The 26190-nt window shown below is 44.3% G+C and carries 21 protein-coding genes; 2 read left to right on the forward strand and 19 right to left on the reverse strand.

Features of this window, described 5'->3' with window-relative positions; all coding sequences use genetic code 11:
- Nucleotides 1-1236, reverse strand: a complete 1236-nt coding sequence (locus IGI94_RS10870) for a carbohydrate ABC transporter permease (RefSeq protein ID WP_438899987.1) — start codon at nt 1234-1236, stop codon at nt 1-3.
- A gap of 139 nt (nt 1237-1375) precedes the next feature.
- On the reverse strand, nt 1376-2647 hold the full coding sequence (locus IGI94_RS10875) for an extracellular solute-binding protein (protein ID WP_438899740.1): 1272 nt from the start codon (nt 2645-2647) through the stop codon (nt 1376-1378).
- Between the two features lie 255 nt (nt 2648-2902).
- Here IGI94_RS10875 and IGI94_RS10880 point away from each other — a divergent pair, with 255 nt between their 5' ends.
- Nucleotides 2903-3901: a LacI family DNA-binding transcriptional regulator gene (locus IGI94_RS10880; protein WP_016621569.1), complete on the forward strand. Its 999-nt coding sequence runs from the start codon at nt 2903-2905 to the stop codon at nt 3899-3901.
- Nucleotides 3902-3983: 82 nt separating this feature from the next.
- Here the strand turns inward: IGI94_RS10880 and IGI94_RS10885 are convergent, their stop codons facing one another.
- The 17 genes from IGI94_RS10885 to IGI94_RS10965 form a co-directional block, all read right to left on the reverse strand.
- Complete coding sequence (locus IGI94_RS10885; protein ID WP_438899741.1) at nt 3984-4505, reverse strand: GNAT family N-acetyltransferase; 522 nt, start codon at nt 4503-4505, stop codon at nt 3984-3986.
- A gap of 17 nt (nt 4506-4522) precedes the next feature.
- Nucleotides 4523-5284, reverse strand: a complete 762-nt coding sequence (locus tag IGI94_RS10890) for a YibE/F family protein (RefSeq protein ID WP_438899742.1) — start codon at nt 5282-5284, stop codon at nt 4523-4525.
- Nucleotides 5281-6312: a YibE/F family protein gene (locus IGI94_RS10895; RefSeq protein WP_438899743.1), complete on the reverse strand. Its 1032-nt coding sequence runs from the start codon at nt 6310-6312 to the stop codon at nt 5281-5283. Before IGI94_RS10895 ends, IGI94_RS10890 begins: the two co-directional genes overlap by 4 nt.
- Before the next feature lie 168 nt (nt 6313-6480).
- A complete protein-coding gene (locus IGI94_RS10900; RefSeq protein ID WP_438899744.1) occupies nt 6481-7440 on the reverse strand; it encodes a D-2-hydroxyacid dehydrogenase in 960 nt (319 codons plus the stop codon).
- On the reverse strand, nt 7437-8768 hold the full coding sequence (locus IGI94_RS10905) for an APC family permease (RefSeq protein WP_008378950.1): 1332 nt from the start codon (nt 8766-8768) through the stop codon (nt 7437-7439). Before IGI94_RS10905 ends, IGI94_RS10900 begins: the two co-directional genes overlap by 4 nt.
- 123 nt (nt 8769-8891) lie before the next feature.
- The gene (locus IGI94_RS10910) at nt 8892-10112 is read right to left on the reverse strand and encodes an MFS transporter (RefSeq protein WP_438899745.1); all 1221 of its coding nucleotides are present in this window, start codon (nt 10110-10112) and stop codon (nt 8892-8894) included.
- 188 nt (nt 10113-10300) lie between these two features.
- Entirely contained in the window at nt 10301-10900 is a 600-nt protein-coding gene (locus IGI94_RS10915) for a YczE/YyaS/YitT family protein (protein ID WP_005234774.1), read from the reverse strand.
- 107 nt (nt 10901-11007) lie between these two features.
- Nucleotides 11008-12492 carry a response regulator transcription factor gene (locus IGI94_RS10920; protein ID WP_008378952.1) on the reverse strand — a complete coding sequence of 495 codons (1485 nt, stop codon included), beginning with the start codon at nt 12490-12492 and terminating at the stop codon, nt 11008-11010.
- Complete coding sequence (locus IGI94_RS10925; protein WP_430607046.1) at nt 12485-14233, reverse strand: sensor histidine kinase; 1749 nt, start codon at nt 14231-14233, stop codon at nt 12485-12487. Before IGI94_RS10925 ends, IGI94_RS10920 begins: the two co-directional genes overlap by 8 nt.
- Nucleotides 14226-14846 carry a DUF624 domain-containing protein gene (locus tag IGI94_RS10930; protein WP_438899746.1) on the reverse strand — a complete coding sequence of 207 codons (621 nt, stop codon included), beginning with the start codon at nt 14844-14846 and terminating at the stop codon, nt 14226-14228. Before IGI94_RS10930 ends, IGI94_RS10925 begins: the two co-directional genes overlap by 8 nt.
- A gap of 274 nt (nt 14847-15120) precedes the next feature.
- Nucleotides 15121-16590, reverse strand: a complete 1470-nt coding sequence (locus tag IGI94_RS10935) for an ABC transporter substrate-binding protein (RefSeq protein ID WP_438899747.1) — start codon at nt 16588-16590, stop codon at nt 15121-15123.
- Nucleotides 16591-16617: 27 nt separating this feature from the next.
- A complete protein-coding gene (locus IGI94_RS10940) occupies nt 16618-17538 on the reverse strand; it encodes a carbohydrate ABC transporter permease (protein ID WP_005225516.1) in 921 nt (306 codons plus the stop codon).
- A 13-nt stretch (nt 17539-17551) separates the two neighbouring features.
- Nucleotides 17552-18433 carry an ABC transporter permease gene (locus IGI94_RS10945; protein WP_086294872.1) on the reverse strand — a complete coding sequence of 294 codons (882 nt, stop codon included), beginning with the start codon at nt 18431-18433 and terminating at the stop codon, nt 17552-17554.
- A 240-nt stretch (nt 18434-18673) separates the two neighbouring features.
- Nucleotides 18674-20065 carry a glycoside hydrolase family 1 protein gene (locus tag IGI94_RS10950; RefSeq protein WP_016613579.1) on the reverse strand — a complete coding sequence of 464 codons (1392 nt, stop codon included), beginning with the start codon at nt 20063-20065 and terminating at the stop codon, nt 18674-18676.
- Nucleotides 20058-20933, reverse strand: coding sequence for an ROK family protein (locus IGI94_RS10955; protein ID WP_438899748.1), 876 nt, complete (start codon nt 20931-20933; stop codon nt 20058-20060). The genes IGI94_RS10950 and IGI94_RS10955 overlap by 8 nt, the downstream gene beginning before the upstream one ends.
- A gap of 3 nt (nt 20934-20936) precedes the next feature.
- Nucleotides 20937-23615, reverse strand: coding sequence for an alpha-mannosidase (locus tag IGI94_RS10960; RefSeq protein ID WP_438899749.1), 2679 nt, complete (start codon nt 23613-23615; stop codon nt 20937-20939).
- Between the two features lie 73 nt (nt 23616-23688).
- Nucleotides 23689-24978 (reverse strand): glycoside hydrolase family 125 protein, encoded by a 1290-nt coding sequence (locus IGI94_RS10965; RefSeq protein ID WP_016613582.1) that lies wholly within the window; start codon nt 24976-24978, stop codon nt 23689-23691.
- 155 nt (nt 24979-25133) lie between these two features.
- On the opposite strand from IGI94_RS10965, the gene IGI94_RS10970 reads away from it, so the two are divergent.
- The gene (locus IGI94_RS10970) at nt 25134-26186 is read left to right on the forward strand and encodes a GntR family transcriptional regulator (RefSeq protein ID WP_438899750.1); all 1053 of its coding nucleotides are present in this window, start codon (nt 25134-25136) and stop codon (nt 26184-26186) included.
- The last annotated feature ends 4 nt before the right edge of the window (nt 26187-26190 follow it).

Raw genomic sequence — 26190 nt, forward strand, 5'->3', positions numbered from 1 at the left:
TTATCCAACCTCCTTGAATGAATTTGTTCGGCGGAATTGCCATAAAGCAATCGCGATCACGACGATCGATAAGAGAATCGTCAATGCTGCTGCTAGTGCATATTGACTATTTTGCATCGTGAGCTTATAGATCCATGAAACCAAAATATCGGTACCACCAGCGGTCGAACCAGGAACTGCCGGTCCGCCAGAATTAAACAGATAAATGATATTGAAATTGTTGAAGTTAAACGTATATTGCGTAATCAAAATTGGTGCCATTGCATAAAGCAGTAATGGCAATGTGATTCGTCGGAATTTTTGCATAGCTGAAGCACCATCGATGGTCGCCGCCTCATACAAATCATCAGGAATGGATTGCAGCGTCCCTGTAGTCACGATAAAAATATACGGAAAGCCTAGCCAGCCTTGAATCAGTAACAAAGCTAAACGGGTCCAATTCGCACTCGTTAGCCAAGGAATCGGTGAAATCTGGAAGAAATTCAAAATCGTATTATTGATCGCACCAAAGGAATCATTGAACATTCCTGAAAATACCAAGATCGTAACAAATCCCGGAACTGCCCATGGGAGGATCAAAATCGTTCGAAAGAACTTTTTGAATCGTAGTTCTTTTTGATGCACCAGCACCGCTAAAAATATTCCGATAGAAACTTGTAACGTTGAGGCGATCAAGGTCCAGATAACTGTCCAGCCTAGAACATTGAAGAAGGTACTACGCCAAATATCGACAGTAAAAATATTCTTAAAGGTCTCTAATCCCACCCAATCTGCTAAATTGGCAGGTGCAGAATGATAGAGATCATAGTTCGTAAAAGCTAACGCGATACTAAAGAGAATCGGAAAAATAACAGAAAACACGAGTAAGAAAAATGCTGGGCTACTCATTAAATAAGGATAGCCTTCTCTTAATAGTGCCTGGTAGCTTTCACGGATAGAGTTGACTGGTAGCTCATTGTCTCTTAATTCGCCGTTTTTATAGGCATCACGGATGTTTAAATAATAGAACAACAGACCAAAACCGATGACGATCAAGGCAACTAATCCTTCTGCTAATAAAAAGATGGAATTGTCTCTCGGCACTTCCACGCCTAATGTCACGATGCCCCAAAGTCCCATATTAAATAAATCTTTAAAGACGACAAGATACATAGCAAAAAAGAAGAAAAATAAAGCGCCTTTGATTTTTTGCCGATTATAAAATTGACCGAATCCTGGTATTATCGAGAATAGCATTGCTCGTTTTGCATACGACTGCGTGTTTTTCACATTTTCGCCCCCTGTAAGAAAAAGCCGCTGACAAACGTTTCGTTCGGCATTACTTGATTCCTAGTGCTGAATCACCATCCGAAACGTTTGTCCTCGTAACGACTTTTTAGTTTTGAATTGCTGTAATGGCTGATTTGATCTGATCGACTGCCTGTGGTAGAGCTGTTTTCGGTTCAGCCTTTCCAGTAGCAATGGTCTGCAATGCGGCATCCATTGGTTCCCATACTGAATTCATTTCAGTGATCCCAGGCGTTAGTTCTGCGTGTTGGGACTGAGCGGCAATGGCTGCAGCACTTTCACTTTCTTGAACTGCTGGATCATCTGCCAAAGAAGCAACCGCTGGTACTTCCTGTGTTTTTTCATAACGAACTTTTGAGTTTTCTTCATTGCTGATAAATTTGACGAACGCTTCAGCTAATTCAGGGTTTTGGGAATAGCTACTTACGTTGTAGCTTTTGACACCGATAAAGGAGCCCATATGTTCACCATTGCCTAATAATGGCAATTCTTTCACACCATAGTCGATGCCCGCTTCTTTATAAGGAGACAAGTTCCATGGTCCCGAGACGACAGCTGCAGCTTTTCCTTCCGTAAATAAAGAGTCCAACACATTGATTCCTTGTTCACCGACCAATCCGGATGGAAAAACACCGGCATCATAAAATTGTTGGATATAGTCTGCTCCTTCGATCGCGCCTTCATTAGCTAATCCAATATCTTCAGGGTCATAGGATCCATCGGCATTCTCGCCAAAAACATACCCGCCATAACCGCTCAATACACCTTGTGCGTAATAAATTTGATCCCATAATGCCAGTAACCCATAACTGTCAGCACCTAAGACAGACTTGGAATACTCCAGCCACTCATCCGTTGTCTGTGGCAAGTCTTCTTCGGAAATTAGTTCTTTGTTATAATACAAAATTTGTGTTTCAACCGCTTTTGGTAAGCCGTAGACTTTGCCGTCAACGATTTGCGATTGCATTGCTGATTCCGTATACAGATCTTGTAGCGTTTGATCGACTGTTAATTCTTTCAACAACCCTTCGGTAACTGCTGTACCGATTTGATCACCAGGAATTGTGATGACATCCGCACCTGTACCCGCGGGGCCATCCAATCGTAAATCTTCGATCTGTCCACCATAGGCTTTTTCGACCACTTTGATCGTCACATCGTGTTCTTCTTCAAATTGTTTGACTGCCTCTTCAATCCCAGCTGATTTTGCTTGGTCTTCCCAGACCAATAGATCATAGTCCTTACCGTTGCCACTATTTTCCGCAGTACTATCTGTCCCTTCACTTTGTGGACCGCAAGCACCTAATCCTAAAGCTGCTACACTTAAAAAAAGAACTCGAGACATTTTTTTCATCATCATTTCTCCACCTTTTCTTTATTTTGCAAACGCTATCTTCTCGTTTATAATAAATTATTTTACTTAATATGTAAATAGTTTTACTAAATTAATTTCTTCAATGGAGTAAATAAACGGATAAAATCAAGGTTTATCACACAAATATTTTTTTCGAAATACCTCTATGTTACTAACTTCCACTATTAAGTAAATATATTTAGTAAATTCATTTACTTGGTAAAGTTGTTAGCGTATACTAGAAGAAAGAGGTGAAGAAGATTGGTTACAATAAAAAAAATTGCCGAGCAATCAGGCTTTTCACAAGCGACTGTTTCCCGATTATTGAAAGGCGACGAATCGTTGTCGATCGCAGCCGATACGCGTCAAAAAATTATTCATACCGCTTTATCACTAGGTTATGATCGCTCAAAAATAAAAACAACACTAGAAAAAATCGCCGTCCTTTTCTGGCTGACAGAACAAGAAGAGCTTCAAGATGTCTATTTTCGACAATTGCGAATCTCTTTAGAAAAATATGCGAAAATCAACAATTTGGAAATTCAACTGATCACCCATGAAGATGATGTTTTAGAAACATTGCAAGAGGTCGCGGGGTTTATTGGGATTGGCTCTTTCACTGAGAAAGAAACGCAGCAGTTCAAATCCGTTTGCCCCTATGGTGTCCTTTTGGAAATCAACCCCTGTCCAGAGCTGTTCGATACGGTCAAACCCGATACTGATCGAATGACGCAACTGGCGATCGATCTGTTTTTAACAAAAGGATACCGAAAGATCGGCTTTATTGGTGGCGCTTATCTAAATCCTGATACTCAACGTGCAGAAATGGATAGTCGCGAGATCATCTTCCGTCAAACGCTGGCTCGTCGAGATGCGTTCGATGAGGCGTTCTTATTTAGTGGTGGCAATTTTTCCGTTGAAACCGGCTATCGTTTGGCGAAAAAAATGGTGGAATCCCTTGGTGACAATTTGCCAGAGGCGCTCTTTGTGGCTTCTGACACCGTCGCAGTTGGTGTGCTCCAAGCGTTAAATGAACGATCTATCATCATTCCTGATCGCTTGGAATTAATCAGTATCAATGACAATGAGATCGCAAAATTTGTGGCTCCCCCACTAACAACGTTTAACATCGATGTGGAGGAAATCGCCAAAACCGCGATCGATTTGCTGGTGGATCAGATCGTTCATCCTCGAGCGATCACCAAAACAGTCCTTTTAGGGGCTGAACTCATCGAGCGAAAAAGCTTTACGCAAGCTTAAAAAACGCCCCTAGAAAGTTAGAAAAAGCTAACTTTCTAGGGGCGTTTCATTGTCTAAATCGAAAAAAGCATTCTTTCGTTTTTCACATCTCTTTCGCCACAGCATACACAAGATGCGGCATGTCCACTTGTCGATAGTGTTTAACAAAGCGATCCACCAGCTTCATTCCATTGCGCAATGCCACATTTATGGAGGCTTGATTGGACTCACGAATGATCGAATAAACAATATCGGCATTCAGCGTTCCAAACGCATAGTCTTTACAAGCCTGGGCGGCTTCTGTGGCAAACCCATGATGCCAGAAGTTCTTTTGAAACAAGTACCCAATTTCTAAAACAGCTTCTCCCTTGACGTCTTGCCACGTCAAGCCGCATTGGCCGATCGCTTGCCCGGATGCTTTCTCAATCACTAGCCACAAGCCAATGTGATCGTTTTGATAGCGTTGCAGCTGTTTGTCGATCCAACCAGTGACTTCCTGCTCACTGAAGGCTCCTTCATAGGCAATCATGACTTCTGGATCTTGCAAAATCTTTTCAATCGCTGGACGATCGTCATGACTCATTTCTCGCAACAATAATCGCTCGGTTTCAATTAGTGGTTCCATAGTTGTTGCGCTCCCTTCTATTCCATTCGGTTCCTTTTCCAAAAATACCAACTCGCTGACCATGCGGTGATGGGTAAAATAATCACCGCTGCCAGACCCGTGATCAAACAAACGATCAATTCTGAGACGAGCGCCTTTGAATTGATCATTTCACCAAAGGAGATCGACAAATCTTGAAACCACGCAATCAACGCCAGATTACTTCCCATAAAGGCAAACAATAAGGTATTGATCGTCGAAGACAATACGTCTGATACCACTGTCATACTACTTTTACTTAATGCCTTGATTGAGACTTGCGGGTTTGCTTGAAAAAGTTCATAGGTCGCAGTGCTGATCGCCATACTCCCATCTGCCACCGCCCCCGAAAAACTCATCAAAATGATCGCAGTCATCAATGTCTTAAAATCGATGGCTACATCAAAGGAATACATCGCCAACTCATCGAGTTCCTCTGCCGAAAACCCATGAAGATTCATTGCAGAGAGCACAAGAGGAAATAATAGTAGAAAAAGCCCTAGAAAGACCAACACACAGACAAAGGCAATTTTGGTTTTCTGATTGACGCCGTTCACGAAAAACAAGGTGATCGCCGCCACGGCTAAAAAGGCAACACAAGCCGCTGGTAAAATCGGTGCCCCTCGGTCAATCAGGACCAGTAGCGCTAGAAAGACGGCCACATTCATAAACAGACCTGTGACTTGAAACAGCCCTTCGATCCGAAAAACAGCGAAAGTCAGCAAGAGAAAAAGCAAGATCAACACAAACAAAACAGTCATTTTGCTTTCCTCCTTTGCACTTCAAAACAAAGGAGCGTCAACGGTACCGATAAAACCAACGCAAAGCCGCCGCATACTGTACGCACTATTTCTAAAGAAAGATGCATCGGCAATGCTTGCGACAGCAGCCAGCCATTTGCTAGGTAAAACAATAGCGCTGGCATACTCCCACTTAAATAGGCAAACAACAAGACATTGATCATCGAAGAAGTCGTATCTTGCGCGATGGACCGCCCGATCGCTAATCGTTCCTTGCGGCTAGTCTGGGGATTGATGCGCTGGATCTCATCTAGACTGGCAATCAGCATGACGATATTGTCCATGCTGGCACCAATCGCGCCAATCAGCAGACTCCCTAGATAGACACTGCGATACGGACGGGTCAGAAACGACATTTCTTCATAGCGCAACCCATGATCTTGCAAAAGATCCATGGCGAACCGACAGAGAAAAAACGCCAAGAGGACGCTGGCTAACGAGGCAATGATTTTGCGGCTGTCGATCGTACGAAAGCCATAAGAAATCCCCATCGTCAAAACCAACGAGACGATCGTAAAAACGATCATCAAAAAGACCAATGAAAAGGAGCTGTTGCCTTTGTGAAACCAAAGAAAGAGTAGCAGCAAGCCGGTATTCATAAAGATACTAAGCAAAGCCCGTAAGCCCTTTTTGCCACCAATTGCGACTACTGCCATCAGGAATAAGGCAAGGAAGAAAAAGAGATACCCATCCCGTTTTTGTGTTTGTACCTGCCAGCCATCCCCTTCTTTTTGCAAAAGCAGCTGTTGTCCGGTCTGGTACAACGGATGAATCGCACCGTTGGGCGTGTATTCGGTAGAGACTGTCCGCAGTACCCCAGCTTCTTCTCCGTTGCGAAGGATCCCTTGAATCTGCTGCTGATCGGCTGCGACTTGAACCGTCTGTACTTCTATAATCGGCTGTGCATAAAAGCGGCTACTTTGGGTTTGGATCAGCCAGCTCAAGACCAGCAAGCTAACAAAGGCCGCTAGATAATAATACTTTTTCAAGACCGTCTCCTTTCATTTTCAGCAAAAAAAGACTTAGACAAACCACCAGTCCTACGACCAATCACCTTGTGAGGCTGGCTGACTGGTCGAAATGGTTACTGTGTTGGCGAGACTAACTGCTTTACTAGTCGCCTGCTTTGTCAAAGTCCTTTTACTTGCTCGTTTTGCTTACACGACATTTTGCGGTGTACCTGCTTTAAAACCGCTTAAGTTCGCCACAGCGATCCCCATCAAACGACGTCGGGTTTCGACGGGTGCCCAAGCGATATGCGGTGTCAAATAGCAATTTGGCGTCTGTAATAAGGGATTGTCAGCTGCGATCGGTTCTTTTGAAACGACATCTGCCGCCAAGGCTGCAATCTGCCCGGTTTTCAGCGCTTCAGCAACTGCTGCTTCATCAATCAAGCCGCCACGGGCGGTATTGATCAGGATCGCAGAAGGTTTCATTTGTGCCAAAGCTGTGCGATCGATCATTTTTTCTGTCTCAGGAAACTGTGGAACATGAAGGCTAATGATATCTGCTTCTTGATACAGTTCCGCCAACGACACTTGTTTTGCCCAAGTAGCTTGTGCTGGTTTTGGTCGATGATTAAAGTAGATTACTTTCAATTGAACCGCATGTGCGATCGTGGCAACTGCTTGAGCGATCGCACCATATCCAATCAGCCCAATCGTTTTGCCTGCCAATTCCATCAATGGTGTCTGCCAATAAGAAAAATCTTTGCTGGTTTGCCAGTCACCCTGATGCACGGAACGATTATGGTGTCCCACTTGGTTCGTCACTTCCAGCAGCAAAGCAAAGGTCGCTTGTGCCACTGCATTGGTACTATAGCTAGGAATATTGGTCACGGTGATTCCTTGTTCCTTCGCTGCTGCCAAATCAACGACATTGTATCCAGTTGCTAATACCCCAATGTAGGTCAATTGCGGACATGCTTTGAGCACATCAGCGGTGATCGGCGTTTTATTTGTCAAAATCGCTTCGGCATCACCGATTCGATCAATTATTTCTTGTTTATCTGTATATGAGGTACGATCATACACCGTCACCTCTCCTAATTCTTCAAACCCTTGCCAAGCCAAATCCCCTGGATTCAACGCATAGCCATCAAGTACAACGATCTTCATTCTTTCGCCCCTCTCGCTTTTCCTTTTGCTTTTCCATAAAAAACGGGAATTCCTAGTAACGTCACGCCGATTCCCACGACTGCTAACCACGTGTCAGTGATCAAGGTCATGATCAAGATAAAACAGCCACCTAAAATTGCAATCAAGGGAATGATTGGATAGAAGGGAACTTTATACGGACGCTTCATCTGCGGTTCTGTTTTTCGCAAACGAAAAACTCCTACAAACAATAATACACTAAAGAACCACATAACAAAAACCAGCATATCGGTCAAAAGATCAAAGGTGCCTAAAAGCATCATGATACAAGCGATCCCTAATTGTAAAAAGGCCGCCGCATAGGGTGCATTGGTGGTTTTGCTTAGGGTCGCAAAGGTCTTACTGAAAGGAATCTCATCTTCCAACGCCATCGCATATGGGACCCGCAAGCCAGTCATTGTATAGCCGTTCAATGCGCCATAAACAGAGATCAAGATACCGATCGTGACCAGTTTTCCGCCAAAACTGCCGAACAAGGCCATCGCAGTTTCTGAGGCACTGTTCAAATTACCAGCGATTTGATCGATCGGCAATGTTTTTAAAAACGCAACATTGATCAACACGTACACCAAGGTGACAAAACTCAGCCCAAAGATGATGGCTTTAGGCAAATCTTTTTCGGGTCGCTTCATTTCTCCAGCGACATTGCCGACCCCCATCCAGCCATCATAAGCAAAAAGGGTTGCTAAGAGGGCACTACTGATACCAGCTGCAAGGGAGCCTTGAGTATTGGAAGAAAAATCCACCAATGAGACCGATACTTGCCCTGGTGTCATCAGGCCAGCCACGATAATCACCGCAATCGGAATCAGCTTGACTGCTAAGGTGACGGACTGGACTTGAGCTGCAGCTTTTGTTCCCAAAAGATTAATCAAGGTCACACTCGTTCCGGTCAAAATCGATAAAGGAAGCAAATAATTGCTAGGTAGATGAAATAAGTTCAAACATTGTGTTGCGAAAATAATACTTAAAGCCGCCACGTTCGCTGGAAAGTAAATGATACTTTGTGCCCAGCCTAATAAAAAGGAGGGTAATTTTCCATAAATTCTTTCAATATATCGAATGGGTCCGCCAGTCTCAGGAATCGCCGTCGCTAACTCCGCCACCGTCAAACCGCCGCAAATCGTTAGAAAGCCGGCAAGCAGCCAAACCAACAAGGTCAATCCAGTCGATTGGGTCTGCTGGACCACAGCCGCTGCTTTGAAAAACACGCCGGCGCCGATCACCGTTCCCATTACTGTCGATAATGCCCCAAAAAAACTGATTTCTTTTTTCAATTGACTTTTCACAACATCACTTCCTTTTTAAATGAATAAGTCAAAGTATAGCGGATAGAAACTATCTTGACTAGAGGAATTTCAGAAAACAAAAAGCAAATACCATGAAAAGACGGCATTTGCTCCAAAATTTTTTTATTCTTTTGTGGATTCTTGAAAAACCAGCAACGGAAGCTGTCGTTTTTTGTGCATTTGTTGAACCAAATAAATTCCTGACAGCAAGATGATCGGGAAAATGATCGCACCTAAAATCCCAACCTGCAGCTGTTGTCCCGTCCATTCGACGATGCTACCGACGACAGCGGGTCCGATTGAACATCCTAGATCTCCCGCTAATGCCAAATAAGCAAATAGCGCCGTCCCGCCGTTGCGAATGTATTGCGCAGAAAGACTAAAGACCCCCGGCCACATGATCCCTACGGCAAAACCGCTTAAGCCGCAGCCAAGGAACCCGATCAATGGCAATGAAGCAAAGCCGATCATCATATACGCCAGTAGGCAAAGCAAAACACTCAAAAACATAAAGCGTTTCAAATCGATTCGTTCTCCAAATTTGCCGTAAAGCAAGCGGGAGATCCCCATCATCAAGGCAAAAACCATCGGTCCTGCCAAATCGCCTAGTGTCTTACTAACACCTAAGCCCTGTTCAGCAAAGGTTGATGCCCATTGGCTGACTGCTTGTTCGCTGGCTCCAGCACAGACCATCATCACCAGAAACAGCCAAAAGCTTTTCAAGGAAAAGAGCTGCCGAGTGGTCAACCCTCGTTCTCCTTCGGCAACGATTGGCGCCAACGGGACTTTGGTAAAGAAAAACAAATTGACCAACGGGATCAGCGCCCAGACGATCGCTAAAATCGGCCACTGTTGAATACCGAACACCATGAAGAACGCCGTTGAGAACAAAACGACCCCCACGTACCCCCAGCAATAAAACGAGTGCAGCATGCTCATCGTTTTTTCCTTATGTTCCGTTGGACAGGCTTCAACGATGGGACTGACTAAGACTTCCAGCAAGCCACCGCCAATGGCATACAGCAAAACCGCTGCTAACAATCCGCTAAACGGGGTCGGAAACCATAAGGGAAAAACGGCTAGACCAATCAAGCCGATCGCTGCAAAAAAATGCGCCGCTACGATCGAAATACGATAGCCGATACGGTCTACAAAAAAGATTGCTGCAAAATCGACGGCTAACTGAGTCAAAAAGTTAAAACTGACCAACAAAGTTATCTGGCTGATTGGTAGCTGGTATTGGCTTTGAAAGGTCAAAAATAATAAGGGGGCAAAATTATTGATCACGGCTTGAACGATGTACCCTACAAAGCAAGCCGCAATCGTCGAACGATAACTTTTCATTTTCACTTCTCCTTTACTCGTCTTATCAGTATACCAAGTCCAATCAGTCGGGAACCATGGAGAAAACACTTTTTTTACCCAGAGAATCTTAAGGAAATCAGGATTCCTCTTTCTTCAGATGATTTCCTTAAATGGAAGCAGCAAAAAAGCTGCCCTCACAGACAGCTTTTTCCGACTTATTCTCAAGGCTAGGCGTTTTTCCTTCGGGCAGCGATGGTTTTCATGGTGGCTTCAAAGATTGGGCCAATAAAGACGATACACAAGAGAGTACCTAACCCCACACTGGCGCCTAACGCAAAACCGATCAAGACCATCGCAGCATCCAAGCCGATACGGATCGTTTTTTGGGTCAATTTGCTTCGTTTGTAGATCAAGGCCGTCAAGGCTTCTAACGCCGCTGAACCTTTGTTGGAAGAAACGTAAATGCCGGCGCCGATGCCAAATAAGATCGGTGCCGCGAAAATAGCGATCCATGGGTAGAAAGGCAAATGAATTGATACTTTGTCCATCACTGGTTCAAAGATCCCAATCAACAAGCCTAAGCCGATCCCGTTGATAAAACTGCCAATGCCTAATTCGGCACGATCAAAGACTGCAACGATCAACAAAACAACAATGTTAAAACACAAACTGGCTATCCAAAAAGGGACATCGATAAAATTCAAAATTCCTAACAAAAACGTACTGATCGTATCATATCCTTGATGGGCAGTGATCAATAAGGATATGGCTAACGCAATCAGCCCGGTACCTATCAAAACTTGTGCAAATTTTTTGGTTTCTTTCACAACATCACGCTCTCTTCTTTATTTTTCCTCTCTTAGTTTACCGTGAAAGCGTCACAATTACTATCATTTAATCACAAAAACCGGATTTTTTTTGAAGAAATCTAAATTCAATCAAGAGATTCATAATGCTGTTCATAGGTATCGCGAAACTCTTTGGGGGTCAAGCCATTTAACTTCTTAAACATCTTCGAAAAATAGTTGGTATTGTTGTAACCAATGCGATCCCCGATCTCACTGATCGTGGCTTTCGAATGAAGCAGCAGCTGTTGGGCTTGCTTGATGCGCACCAGATTGACATACTGATTAAAGCTCATTTCCGTTTCTTTCTTAAAGAGCTGCCCCAAATAAACAACACTAACGTGCAGTTCTTCTGCCGCTGATTTGACCGTCAAATCATGGGTATAACCTTCTTCAATCAGCTGGATCGTCTTTTGAACGATCTCTGAATAACGTTTTTGCGGCGGTTGTGATTTAGCCAATTCCAGCACATCATCAAAGAGTTGCCGCAAATCTGCCAATGTATTGGACTCGCGGATTCGTGCTAAAATCTGCTCATGGTTTTCTTGGGAAAGCACCGGCAGTTGCCGATAAATATCATTGAACAATAAAAAAGAAACATAACGAACATGCTCAGGGTCTGCTTGGGTTTGTTCCAAAATAGCGAACATTTTATCTAGCTCATGTTGGATTGTTTTAACATCCCCGATGGTCAGCGCTTTGTTAAAAGATAGAAACGGTAGTTCTTCGTTTCGCTCTAATATATCCACGTGGATCGTCTGTTCTTGTAAAAACAGATCTGGATAGAAGGCTTGCAACGATTGAACCTGCTTGATTTTCTCATAGGCTTTATACAAATTCTCCCACTCGTTGATGGTTTCGCTCATGATCAACTGCCAGTCTTTACTATTAAGCTGCTGGGCTAGTGCTTTTAAGTCAGCGTTGATTTGCTGTCTTGGTCCGGCTGCGGTAATGATCACTTGGTTTTCATCTAATCGCCCTGGTAAGATCAATGGCTGATCGTGTTGCTGAAAAAACGTCGTGATTTTTTGTAAGATCTCGGCAGTCCCATTGAACTGCAAAACGGTAAAGGGGGCTGCTAGCGGCACCCGCTGTTGCGCCAGCAAATGGAGGTACTCGCTTTCGTTCAATTCATCATTCAACCAAAGCAGCAGGCTTGATTCTTGATAAAGTTCTTTTTCTGCCAACAGTTTTTGCTGCTCCTCTAACTCAGCTGCAATCGCTTGAACACTGCTACGCAGTTCTTCTTTGTTAACAGGTTTGACTAGATAATTACGCACACCTAACGCCATGCCTTGTTTGACAAAGGCAAACTCTTGATAACCAGATAGAATGATCGAAAAAAATCGATTCCCAAACGCTTGCGCTTGGCGGATCATATCGATGCCGTTCATTTCTGGCATCCGAATATCCGTGATCAGCAAATCAACGGAATGTTCTTGTAGATACTCTAGGGCCTCACTAGCACTTTTCGCTGTATGCACCACCTCAAAGCCCAGCTCTTGCCAAGGCAAGATCATTTGCAGCCCTTGCAAGATCATATATTCATCATCAACGAACATTGCTTTATACATCTGCCTCATGCCCCCTTTGCAAATTGTTTTCATCTAGACGGATCTTGACCGTAAACCCAGCGGCTGCTTGAGACGTAACGTCCATTTGATAAGCGCCATTGAACATGCCCCGCAACCGTTCGTGAACATTTTTGATCCCGATTGAGGTTTGGGCTCCGATCTCCTGATTTTGCAATTCTTCATGAATCATCCCTAACTGCTGCGGATCTGCGCCTTTGCCGTTGTCTTTGACTTCAATCACGATTTGACCGGCTTCTTTATAGGCTTTGATACTGATGGCGTTATCATTGCGCTGATAATCGATGCCGTGAACAAAATAGTTTTCGACAAGTGGCTGCAGTGTGAACTTCGGCAATTCCAACTGTTCTAATGCCGGATCGATGGTTACATGATAGGCGATCTTATCTGGGTAGCGCATCTGAAACAAGTAGACATATTTTTCACAAAAATCGATTTCTTCTTTTAAGGTCTTCGTCTTTTCTTGCGTCGTGTTGTTCCGTAATAGGGCCGAAAAAGCATAGACGACATCCGCCAGCTCTTCTTGGTTGCGGCTCAAGGCATACATTCGAATGTATTCTAATGTGTTATAGAGAAAATGCGGATTGATCTGGGCTTGCAGCGCCCGCATGTCGGCATCCCGTTGTTTGATCTCTAGCGTGTAAATATCTTTGATGTACTCGTTGATACTGTAGGTCATTTGATTGATGGCTTCTGCGATTTCTTTCAGCTCTTGTTGGACATTGGCGGTATCGATCCGTTTGTCAAAATTCCCTTGGCTGACTTCTTTCGTCGCATAGACGATCTGCTGTACTTGCGATGTATAGCGCTTAAAGGTGCGATGAAGCACCCATAGGACTAATAAGAGAATCCCGATCCCGAAACTAAAGATCCAGATGGCACTAGAAAAAATATCACGCCAGATCACCCTTTTTGACAACAAAACCAGGGACACTTCTCCGCTGACAGTGGTTTGTTTTTTGATATAAAAGTCTTTCGAAAGAGTGTCGTGAATGGTTCCGTGAGCAACCGCCTGATCAATTTTGGCTAAAGTTTCCTTGCTGAGGTTCGTGGCATCCTTGTACAGCCGCTGACCATTTGAGGTATACAAAAAACTGTTGATTCCATGAATTTGGTTGTCTTCTTGTCGATTGGCTAAAACATCGTCTGAACGAAAGATCACGTAGACTTGGCCTAAGGGCTGGGCATAATTACTTGGTTGGGCGATCGAACGAACAAAAAACAGACGATTTTTTAAATCAATCTGTTTGCCGCTGTGTTTTTCTCCGTAAGGTGTATCCGGCGTTGCCACTAGTGTCTCATTGCTTTCATCCAATTGAATGATGATCTCTTCGATACTAGGATGATTACGAATCAAACGATAGAGAATATTGGGCAAGTAAACACTTTGTCCCGTCTGGCGAAAAATATCATTACTATAGGAAAAATAATCTGGCAATGAAAGCTGCAAATAGTTGCGTAATGATTCAAAGGCGGTATCTGAACTAGTAAATTCGCCAAGTACCGTTGAAACAACGGTATTTTGGTCTTGTACATAAGCATCCAGCTGCATGCTTGTGCTCTCCACTAAACGTTCACTCGTAGTAAAACGATCCGCTCCGGTATAAGCGGTCAGGACCAGCATAATAATGATGGAGATGATCACCAAGAGCACACTGTACAGCTGCATCAACTGATTGATCAAAAAATCATGTTTGAACAAACGAAAACGCCACTTAGTCATGTGCCAAATCCCGATCAATGACGTTTTTTTCCTGGCTGATCGCCACATGGCACCATAAAATCAGTAAGCTGAATGTTCCAAAGAGCAAGAGCCCTTTCATCATCCAAGTAAAAACTAGAATACTAGCGATCCCAACCAGTAATTTTAGAAAGGTCGCCATATGAAGAAACAGACACACAAAGGACAATTTCAGGTTATTCCACAAGGAAATCTCATAAGACGTGTCAAAAACCACACTTAACAGGTACAGTAAAACACTCAATCCACTGACAACAACTAAAACAAAAGAGATCATCAGCCAAATCAAGCCTTGGATCTGGGTAGCTAAATACAAGTTATACACTAAGAACCCTGTCAGTAGGAAAAACAGATAAAACTGCTTGTTGGCCTTGACAAAGACGTTGCGCCAAATGCGCCATGCCCTACGAAAGCTTTGATTCTCATAGTTCAGTCCATCTTCGTGGATCAAAGCACTGATGGTATGAAACGCTGGACCGATCCCTAAGATTCCACCACCGGCAAGCGTCAATACGACAAAAAACAAATTCAACTTCACGATCGCCCAAATCAAGCGAAAGCCCTTGACCAACCCGCTATTTGCTGTTTCTTCCATTTAAAATTCCTCCCTTATTTGTTCCCTACCGAAAATGTAGCATGATTCCAGCTTCCTACTCAAGCTACCTGAGAATCTTTTAATGCTATGTACGTTTTAGATGCAACATGCTTGCTGTTTGAACGTTAAAAACAAAAGTAACGTTTTTTATCAAAGATTTTGCTATTTACTTTACAAGAAAAAGCAGCCAAAAGCTAGACGTGGGAACCATTGGTCCTGATGCGTTTAGCCTCCGGCTTGCTTGATCTATTGATTGGTGAGCGGCGCCTGTTGCTTATTCTTGGCTTGCACGATACTCATCAAATTGTTTTTGCATTTCATCGCGGACCTTCTCCCAGCCAGCGGTTTTTAATTCTTCGTTTAGTTTCGGAACATTTTCTTCTGGATCGATCGTTCCGGTTGCTAAACTTGCTTTGTAACGGTTCATGACATTGGCGATATTCGTGATTTCTGTTTTCACATTATCAGTCTTGAAGTTGAAGCCTAAGATTGGTGATGCTTCCGCGTTAGCGATGTTTTCATCACGCTCTTTGATCATATCGTCTGTGATGGATTCTTGTGTGTAAAGGATCATGTTGTTTCCAGTGTTCCAAGCAGCCATCCGGGTATTTGGCAAGTAGCCATCAAGGAGACGGATTTTGTCGTCTTGGCCTTCGATTTTTTCCCATGCTTCGCCTTCGACACCCCAAACCAATCCATTCAACAATTCAGGATCGCTGTTCAACAAGCCCAACACTTCCACTGCTTTTTCTTTGTTTTTCGAAACATTCGCTACGACAAAGTTTGCCATTTGCGCTTGTCCGGTTGATTTTAATTGTTTCGTGATTGGACGTGAAACCAATTCATGACCTGCGGCATTGCTTAAGATCGTATCGCCGTAATCCATTGGTCCTTGGGTTTCTTCACGCATGAACCATGTGTTGCCTTCTAATGGGTAACCAGTCGTATTAGTGGCTGCATCGGTTGGGATCAAGCCTTCGTTGTACCATTTGTGCATCAATTTCAAGTTTTCCATTTGTTCATCATCTTCGTATTGATTGATGATCTTCGTTGTATCGCCATCCAATTTGACAGCAAATGGGTAATCTTTCCCAATCACATAATCATAGTTTCCAGAAACATTAAAGGTTTGTCCGATCGCAAACGGTGCGATGTTTGGTTCTTCTTCTTTAAACTTCTTCAACACGTCTTCGGCATCTGCATAAGATTCGATCCCGCTGATATCCAAATCATATTTGTCTAAATATTGTTTATTGAAGGTCAAGACTTGTTGGGCATAAATATTGCCGTTGACTGGAAAGGCATATAATTTCCCGTCGATCGTATTGCCTTTGATATAAGATTCGTCTAATTGATCATACGCTTCTTTGGCATATTTTGGTGCTAATTCCGTCAAATCTGCATACGCGCCTTTTTGCGCATTCGCAACATAGTTTGAGGCAAAGGAAATATCGTAGTTTTCACCCGATGAAATGATGGTGCTCATTTTTTGATCCCAGTCTCCCCAGCCGATATACTGCAGATCGATGCGAGCGTTGGTTTTTTCTTCAATGCGTTTATTAGCGATCTCCATTAATTGATCAAAGTTTTCTGGCTTGTCCCCGACTTGATACATCAATAAAGTCGTTACGCCGTCTGCATTGTTTTCTGAATCGGATGTTGCGCCGTTCGACCCACAGGCAGCCATTCCCAAAGTTGCCGCTGCGGCCATCCCAGCAAAAGCTGTTTTTTTCCACAAATTCATTTTTGTTTCCTCCCTATACTCATTTGATTATTCTTTGACGCCACCAATTGTCAGACCACCGACAAAATACCGTTGGAAGAATGGATAGGTGATCGCAATCGGTAAGGTTGCAACAACAACGATTGCCATGCGAGCAGTTTCGCTTGGCAAAGCGGCCAAACCACCTTGGATCTGGGCAGCCATACCAGAGCTTTTGGCTAGATAGTCCAAGTTACTTTGAATCCGCATCAAAAGTGCTTGTAACGGCACTAAAGAGTCTTTTTGAATATACAACAATGCATTGAACCAGTCGTTCCAATAGCCAAGAGCGGCAAATAGACTGATCGTTGCGATCCCTGGAACCGCTAAGGGCAACACGATGGACAGAAAAATCTTCATTTCGCTGGCACCGTCGATGCGCGCAGATTCTATAATACTATCTGGTACCGTCTTTTTAAAGAAGGTCCGCATAACAAGGATATTAAAAGGCCCTAAGGCAAGGGGTAAAATCAACGCCCAAATCGTGTCTTTCAATTGGATCAAGTTGACCATCACTAAGTAATTGGCAACCATCCCTGGCGCAAACAACATGGTGATCAAAGCAAAGATCGTAAAGAACCGACGGAATGGAAAATTTGAGCGAGAGATGACATAGGCATATAGTGAAGTCATCGTTGCATTGACGAAGGTACCAAAAACAGTGATAAAAATAGATACGCCAAATGCTTGGAAAATTTTGCTGCTCATTTGTCCGCTAAACAGGTAGGTATATGCTGCGAACGAAAATTCTTGTGGCCAAAAGCGATAGCCGTTTTCTGCCAAAGAGGTTTCACTGGTCAATGAGATCGCGATCACAAAGAGAAACGGCAAGACACAGGAAATCGCGAACAGACCGATCACGATATTAAAAATCAGGTTGACCGTTGGGTTAAAGGAGCGGATCTCGACTTTCGTTACTTTTTTCTTCATTTATCCATCCTCCTTAGAATAATGCTGAATCTGGTTCTAGTTTACGAACAACCAAATTCGCTGTTAGTAATAATAATGCCCCAACCACTGATTGATAAAGGCCGGCAGCTGCGGTCATCCCGAAGTCGCCTGTGGCAGTCAGTCCATTATAAATGTACGTATCTAAAACGGAGGTGACTTGGTACAACGCCCCAGAGTTTCGTGGGACTTGATAGAAAAGTCCGAAGTCGGCACGGAAGATCCCACCGATGTTCAAAATCAACAAGACGGAAATCATTGGAATCAGTTGTGGCAACGTCACATTTTTAATCTGCTGCCATTTGCTGGCACCATCGACCATCGCGGCTTCGTAATACGTTTGATCGATCCCGACCACTGACGCATAATAGATGATGCTGTTGTAACCTAAGCTCTTCCAGACATTCATAAAGACGAAAATAAACGGCCACCATTTCGGATCAGCATACCAGTTGATTCCTTCACCGCCCATACCCGTGATCCATTGGTTGATGATCCCTTTGTCTGGACTCAAAAAGGCATAGACAAAGTACGAAATAACCACCCAAGAAAGGAAGTACGGCAACAGTGACATCGTGTGATAAACTTTTACCAAACGCTTATTGCGTAGCTCACTCATTATAATGGCAAAGGCAATCGCAAAGAATAGGTTGAATGCTAAAAATACGATATTGTAGAGTAACGTATTTCTAGTGATCAGCCAAGCATCATTGGATGCAAATAAAAATTTAAAGTTATCAAAGCCGACCCACGGGCTTTGTTTCAAACTGGCAAAAAAGCCGTCTGGTGAAATGTGGAAATCTTTGAACGCCACCACATTTGCGAATACAGGTATATAGAAAAAAAAGATAAACCAGACAACACCTGGCAAAGCCATCAATATTAACGCTTTGTATTGCCAGACATTCCTCCAAAACCCCTTTTTCTTCACATCTCATCATCTCCTTCATGCTACTAGAATAACGCTTTCATCCCTAAAAAATAAGGAACAAACTAAAGATAAAATGAAACAAATTAAAGGTCTTTGTTTATATTTTGTTTTTATTCTCTAAAAACCAGAAAAACGTCCTACCTTTTGCAAGATAGGACGCTTCATTGAGTTGTTTTTTACAAAGGATCAATCGACAAAGCCGTTTTGCTGAATCACTTCGCGGAACCACTCACCTGACTTTTTGATGGTGCGTTTTTGGGTAGCCAAATCAACGGCAATAAACCCGTAACGATTTTTGAATTCATTCAGCCAAGACCAATTATCCATGCAAGTCCACATGTGATACCCGCGGCACCGGCTGCCTTCTTGGATTGCTTGGTGAACATACCGCAAATGATCTTTGATAAAGGTGATGCGGTACTCGTCTTGGATCTGACCGCTGGCATCGATAAAGCGTGTTTCATCTTCGACTCCCATGCCGTTTTCTGAAATATAACAAGGGATATTGCCGTAGTTGTCTCGTAGGTTGATCAAGGTATCATAAATGCCTCGTTCATAAATTTCCCAGCCTCGATGGGGATTGATTTTCTTTTCTGGCCAATCATAAACATCGAAGTAATCTTCTGGCATTGGAGTGTCCGCTGTTTTGGCTGAACGCTTTTGCTGCACCCGCCGCGGCTGATAATAGTTGACCCCCAAGAGATCGACCGTGTTTTCTTTAATGATCTGCAAATCTTCTGCTCTGGTTTCTGGCATGATCGCCAACTCGTTTAAGACAGTGATCAATTCTTCCGGAAAGGTGCCTTTGACCGCTGGATCTAAGAAGGAACGGTTGAAAAAGGCATCTGCCAGTTGCGCCGCTTGGCCATCTTTTTCATCATTCGGATCTTTCGGATAGGTCGGTGTCAAATTCAAGATGATGCCGATTTCGCCTGATTGCTGAGACTGACGGAAGCGTTGGATCGCTAAAGCGCTGGCGAGTGCTTCATGGTAGCCGACTTGCACCGCATGTGCCAAGTTGATTTCTGCTGGGTAATGCTGTTGATACAAATACCCCATCTCCACTGGCACGATCGGTTCATTTTGCGTGAACCAATGACGGACTTGATCACCGAACAACTCAAAACACAAAGCGGCATAATCTGCAAATGCTGTGACAGTCTCGCGATTGAGCCAGCCGCCTTCTTTTTGCAGTGCCATCGGCATATCAAAATGATACAAATTGATGAAAGGCTCGATGCCATTTTCGATCAAAGTGGCGAAGTACTCGCGATAAAACGCCACCGCTTGTTGATTGACCGCTCCTCTTCCTTCTGGCAGCAAGCGACTCCACTGGATCGAGGTTCGAAAAGAATTAAAGCCGATCTCTTTCATCAATGCTACATCTTCTGGGTAACGCTGCAGCAGCTGGACGGTATCTTTGGGTCCCCGTTTTTGATAAAAGCGTTCTGGTTCCGTTGCGTACCAATAGTCCCAAATCGAATCGCCTTTGCCATCATCGGCCGTTCGTCCTTCAGTTTGCGGACCGCTGGCAGCGGCTCCCCACCAAAAATCTTTAGGAAAATGCAGGTTAGTCATGGGCAGTCACCTGCTCTTTGCCTAACAAGAGACAGCCGATAATGCCACTTTTGTTCGGCAAGCCCCAAGTGACGATGTAGTCTTCCACTGGTGGTGTCTCCATATAGCCTGCCATTTGTTTCAGGAAGGCTTGTTGGATTTGAGCGAGTAAATGCGGCTGATTCATGACCCCACCGCCTAAAATGATTATCTCAGGTGCTAAAGTTAACGTGATATTGACCAGCGCTTGCCCTAGATAAAAGGCCTGCAACCCCCAAATCTCGTGCGCTTGCGGCAAGTCTTGTCCTTTGATCCCCGTACGTCCTTCCAAAGAAGGCCCTGCGGCTAATCCTTCCAGACAGTCGCCGTGATACGGGCATGTACCAGCATACATATCTTCACTGTGACGTTTGACATAGGTATGACCGATTTCTGGATGACCGATCCCTTCGAAAATCTTTCCTTCACGAACGACCCCGGCGCCAATGCCGGTCCCTACCGTCAAATAGACACAGCTGTCTTTGCCTTGTGCCACTCCTTGGCGTAATTCTCCATAAGCGGCAGCATTGACATCTGTTGTCCAAGCAAATGCTGTCTCTGGGTAGCGCTTCTTCAACGCACCGAGAAAATCGAACTGCTGCCAGCCCTGTTTCGGCGTGGCTAGTATGTGGCCATAGGTCGCTTGGGTTGGATCGATCCCGATCGGACCAAAGGAACCGACCCCTAATGACACGAGATCGTAGGGATCGAAAAAGGCAAAGATCGCCGCTAACGTTTCCTCTGGCGTTGTCGTTGGGATCGACTCTTGGGCGATGATCGTCAGCTGTTCATCGGCAACGGCACAAATCATTTTTGTGCCGCCGGCTTCAATTCCTCCGTAAACCATCATTTCTCACTCCTTTACTCCAATGGTTCGAATTTCATATGGGTGTAATTGCTCATTGACGGACGATGCTTGTTCTTCCTCTAATAGGTTCAACAGACAGAGTGTCGCCTGCTCTTTTTGCACATGAAAGGCAGTGGCTTGATCCGCCAAATTATAGCCCCGCAAAACGATCTGCTGGTCTTGGCGATTGCGTTTTAAGGCGGTGATAGCTACCGTCGTTCCATGAGCTTCCATGTATTGGTTGCTGCTGGCTAGCTTGCCTTGATGCTTGTCGGTCTGGCTTGCCGTCCAAGGAACTTGGGCAGCTTGTGCTTGGCGATACGTTTCATAACGTTCTTCAGGAGCCCCATGACAGGCTACGCCATATTCAAAGGTGTGGCTGCCTAAGCATTGCGCTTCTGGTGTTGGGAAGTAGCCCCAATCGCCTAGCTCTCCCGTACAGCGTAACAAGGTCAAGCAGATCTGATCCTTCACGATTTCATATTCGTTCAAACCAAAATTAGAAACCGTCATGCCGCCTGTTTCATCATGCAAGTTGACAAAGGCGTGTTGATGCTGCGGATTCGTTGGGTTTTCCCAATGACTGGAAACCTGATTCGGCCGTTTTACGACTTCATAAATGCTGTCAGCTTCATGGAAATCCGTGATGATCCCTGTTGGGAATAAAACCCGCAGTCGGTGATCTTTGCTTTGGTTGTTGACGGTGGTTTTAAATGCCAGGCGGTTGCTGGTTCGTTCTAAGCGAATCTCCGTCTCGATCTTGAAAGCAACCAATTCTTGACTCCGCTGTGCTTTACGGAAACGGAAATCGACGACAGCTTTTTGTTCTTCTAACAAACGGTCATCTGCTGAAACAGGAATCTGTAATTCTTGTGTCAGTCGCACAATTCCCACCAGCGGATCGTTTTGTTCGATCGTCACCTGATGCGGAAATTGCGTCGATAAGATTGCTTGATCCCCTTCTGGTTGTTTGAAGATGTACTCATTGGCGATATCCCCCACATCCTCGAAAACCAGTAAATTGCGATACGTTTTTTGGGTTGCTTTGTCTGTAATCGTCAAGCTGCCGTTTTCAGTAATGACGGCTTCCAAATGTGCGTTGGCAAGTTTACGCCCTCCTTCTGAAACGATCGGTGCACTCTCTACTGGCGTAGCGGCTTTTTCCACTAGGGCAAAGGTCTGCCATGAAAATTCCGGCAACTGGTTTGCTTCTACTTGGACCGTGACAAAGCGTTTCATGAAAGGAATCCGAAAGGCATCTTTAGGCAATTCATAGTCAAAAAGGACCTCTTCTTCACTGATGATCGCAGCAACAGGTTTCCCCTGTTCATCGATCACCGAATAAGAACCTTTTGGCTTCGCCAATAATTCGTGGTAAAGCTTGCTTGGCAATCCTTCACGGAATGTTTTACGCTCAAGTTCGATCACGACTTCCACTAAACCAGAACGGGTGCTGCCAGTGGTGTTGAAGACCACGAAGGGGCGACTCTCCTCAGGAAACTGGCTCGTGTCTATGGCTGCTACTAAATTGCGTAACGCTTCATCTGCCACGAACTTGCCGATTTCATTGGCTTTTTCAAACCGCGGCATCATTTCTCGGTGTACTTCGTCCACTGAACAGCCGCAGATACTGTCGTGAGGATGATTTTGCATCAGGGTTTTCCACGCATGATCCAACATATCGTGTGGATAGCTGCCGCTTGCTTCATAAGCCATAGTTGCTAATGGCTCCGCAACATTTTCTAATTGGCGGGAAACCTTTGTATTCCATTGTTTCAGATAGACTCGGGAAGAGGCGGTATTGGCTAGAGTATACCAACCATCGGTTTCTTGACTGGTCAATTCACCTGTGACAGTTCCTAGGTCATCTGGCAGATCTGCTTGCACCGCTTCAAGGTATTCGGTAAAGCTGGCGTGTTTGAATTCATACTCTGGGAAAAGCTCGTTAGCTGTACGAATCGCTGCCGAAATGTCTTTTTGGACAGGTTGATGATCGACCCCATTCATCATTAAGTAATGATTGGTGGCACCAAATTTCTCTACATCTTGCAGTTTTTGTGTCCAAAAAGCTTTGGCTTCTGCTTTATCCACTGGAATCTCATTGCCATTGGAGTACCAGTTGGCAAAAAGTAGACCAAAGATTTGACTGCCATCTGGACCTTCCCAATGCATTTCAGAATATTGGGAAGTAAATTGATCATCGGGTAAAACTTCGTTGTCAAAGCCGATTGGTTTGACGCCACGTCCAAATGCAGCACTTTCAAGATTGGCTTGCAGCATCATTTGCGGGGTTTGCCCCATATTGCCGAAAGTATCTGGGAAATACCCCAACATAACAGGGGTGCCCCACTTTTTGCTTTCTGCCATTCCAATCAGCATATTACGGGTGTTTGATTCAGCACTGATCAAAAAGTCATCTTGCAAAATATAAAACGGACCGATCTGTAATTTTCCTTGTTTGATGGCCGCTTTGACCGCTTCGCGTTTTTCAGGTCGCACTTCTAAATAGTCATCCAAGATGATCGTCTGCCCATCTAGATGGAAGCTGTGGAACTCAGGGTCATTTTCAATTAACTCTAAAAGATCATCCATCAATTCAACTAGCCGCATGTGATGCTGTTCGTAAGGCATGTACCATTCCCGATCCCAGTGGCTGTGAGAGATGATATAAACTTGTTTCTTCATTGATTTTTACTCCTCGCTGTTTGCGTCGTTGGACTGCTTTTTGTGTCACTCGAACGGTCGTGGGTCGTGCTGCTTATTTTTCCACTCGGATATCGAAATAATCCATGACCAATTCACAAAACATCATGTTCGCCCAAGAGAACCATTCTCTCGTGTATTGCGAAGGATCATCGACATCGAACCCTTCATGCATCAAATTTGTACCCGCATCTGTCGCCACTAACTGATCCAAAATTCGTTTCTTTTCTTCTTTGTCAGTGGTGGTCATGCCTTCCATTGCCATGGCGATCGGCCACACATAATTTTCTGGCGTATGAGAGCTGCCAATGCCTTTAGCGTATTTGCCTTCATAGAAATACGGATTTTCACTGCTCAACAACGTTTTACGGGTCTGAAGATAAAGGGGATCTTCCATACTGCCATACCCCAAGTAAGGGGCGGCGATCAAATTCGGCACGTTGCTGTCATCCATCAGTGTGCCGTTGCCGAATCCATCCACTTCATACGCGTAGACTTCTTCGCCAGCTTGATTTTTGGTCAACCCGTATGCTTTAATCCCTGCTTCGATCTCTGCTTGCAATTTTTTCGCTTGTGCCACGATCGCGGTATCTTCTAAAACCGTCGTAAAGATTTCTTGGATATAGCCTAAGACCACCACCGCAAACATATTGGAGGGAATCAAATAGCCGTATTTGCAGGCATCATCACTTGGTCGAAAACCTGACCAAGTCAAGCCAACGGGTTTCACCGGCGCGCCTTTGCCGTCATGAGTCAAGGTATCTTCTTTTCGCCAGGTATCCCGTTCAAAGCGATACGGGGATTCCTCATGGTTTTGTTCTGTTACAAACACCTCCAAGGCTTTTTTGATGCCTGTTACAAAATCATCATTGAACTGATCTGTTCTGCCTGTGTTTTTATATAGCAGATAGGCCAGTTGGATCGGATAACACAAAGAATCGATCTCATATTTGCGTTCCCAGATCCAATCGTTCATTTCTGTATCGTCTGTTTGGTGGCCAGCGCCATTGGCTGATTCGTTAAAGGCATTTGCGTAAGGATCGATCGTAATATAGTAGAATTGCTTCTTGACCAACCCGCTGATCATACTTGCTAAGTCTTCATCTTCTTTGGCGATCACTAAATACGGACGAACTTGCGCAGTGGAATCTCGCAGCCACATGGCTGGAATATCCCCCGTCAGTAAAAAGGTCGTGCCATCTTCATGACGCTTGACCGTCGTTAATAGTGTATTGGCAAAAGCTGCATTAAAATTTTTCGCCCAATCGGCATGCGTTTCTCCGCATAGATCCGTAATCGTTTCCATAAATGTTGCTACTGAAGTTGGTATTTCTTTATAAACCATTCCATCACCTTCCCTGATTTGATATATCAATTTACGAACCTAGTATATCATGAATCATGTGAATGTCTAGCGCTTTTTCAAAATAATTAAAGGGTTTTCATTTTTATCGGTTTATGGTATGCTAACAAATATGATATATCAAAAGGGGTTTTCTTATGAAACAACCATTATATAAAAAAATTTACTCGGAGCTTCACGAAGCCATCGTTGAAGGGCGATTAGCTCCGGGCAGTCGTGTCCCTACTGAAAAAGAACTATCTGAACAATACCAAGTCAGTCGGATCACCTCTAAAAGAGCCTTGACGGAACTGGAACAAAATCAGCTGATCTATCGCGTGCAAGGCAGCGGCAGCTTTGTCCGAGAATTGAAGGAAAAAAAAGCGACTGGACGAATTTTGTTTGTCTTGCCCTTTGCCAATGATCTCTCTTTAGGAAACTTTACCGAAGGCATTTACCCCGTGATGCAAGAACACGGCTTTGAACTTTTGATGACACCAGTGGATTATTTGGAAAAAACGACGGCAGCTGAGCTGATGCAAGAATTCGACGGCCTGATCTATTACGCCAGCAATACGTTTTCTTACTATGACTTGCTGTTCGAATGTGCTGAAAAACACTTTCCTATCGTGACCTTAGATAAAAAGCTGCATGAGTTTGATTTTCCAGCGGTCATGCCAGATAACTTTCAAGGTGGGCAGCTAGCTACGGAGCATTTACTTGCGTTGGGGCATCAACGGATCGCTTATATTTTTGGTGATACCCACCATCCACAATCCGTCCGTCAGCGTTATCTAGGTTACATCGATGCGCTGAAAAAAGCCCAAAGAACCTTTCGCACCAAGCTCGACGACACAGCTGCCAGTATCGCAAATGCGCTTGCCTACCTGGAAGAACATCAGGTCACGGCAGCCGTCTGTGAAAATGACTTGATCGCCATCGAATTGATGCGTGCACTGCGTCAAGCAGATTTTCACGTCCCTGCCAACATTTCCCTGGTTGGTTTCGATAATATCCAAGCCGCTGCCCTCGTTGATCCAGCACTAACGACCATCGGGCAGAATTTTGCGGAGATGGGGCGCTTGGCAGGAAACCAAGTGATTGAGAAAATCAACGCTGCGAAGGCAGCACCCCCAGTACCAACGGAGACGACCACCCATTTAGTGGCTGTTTCTTTGATCAAAAGAGAATCAACCCAATTAAAGGAGTGAACCA

Source organism: Enterococcus sp. AZ149 (assembly GCF_051714285.1).
GTDB lineage: Bacteria > Bacillota > Bacilli > Lactobacillales > Enterococcaceae > Enterococcus_D > Enterococcus_D entomosocium.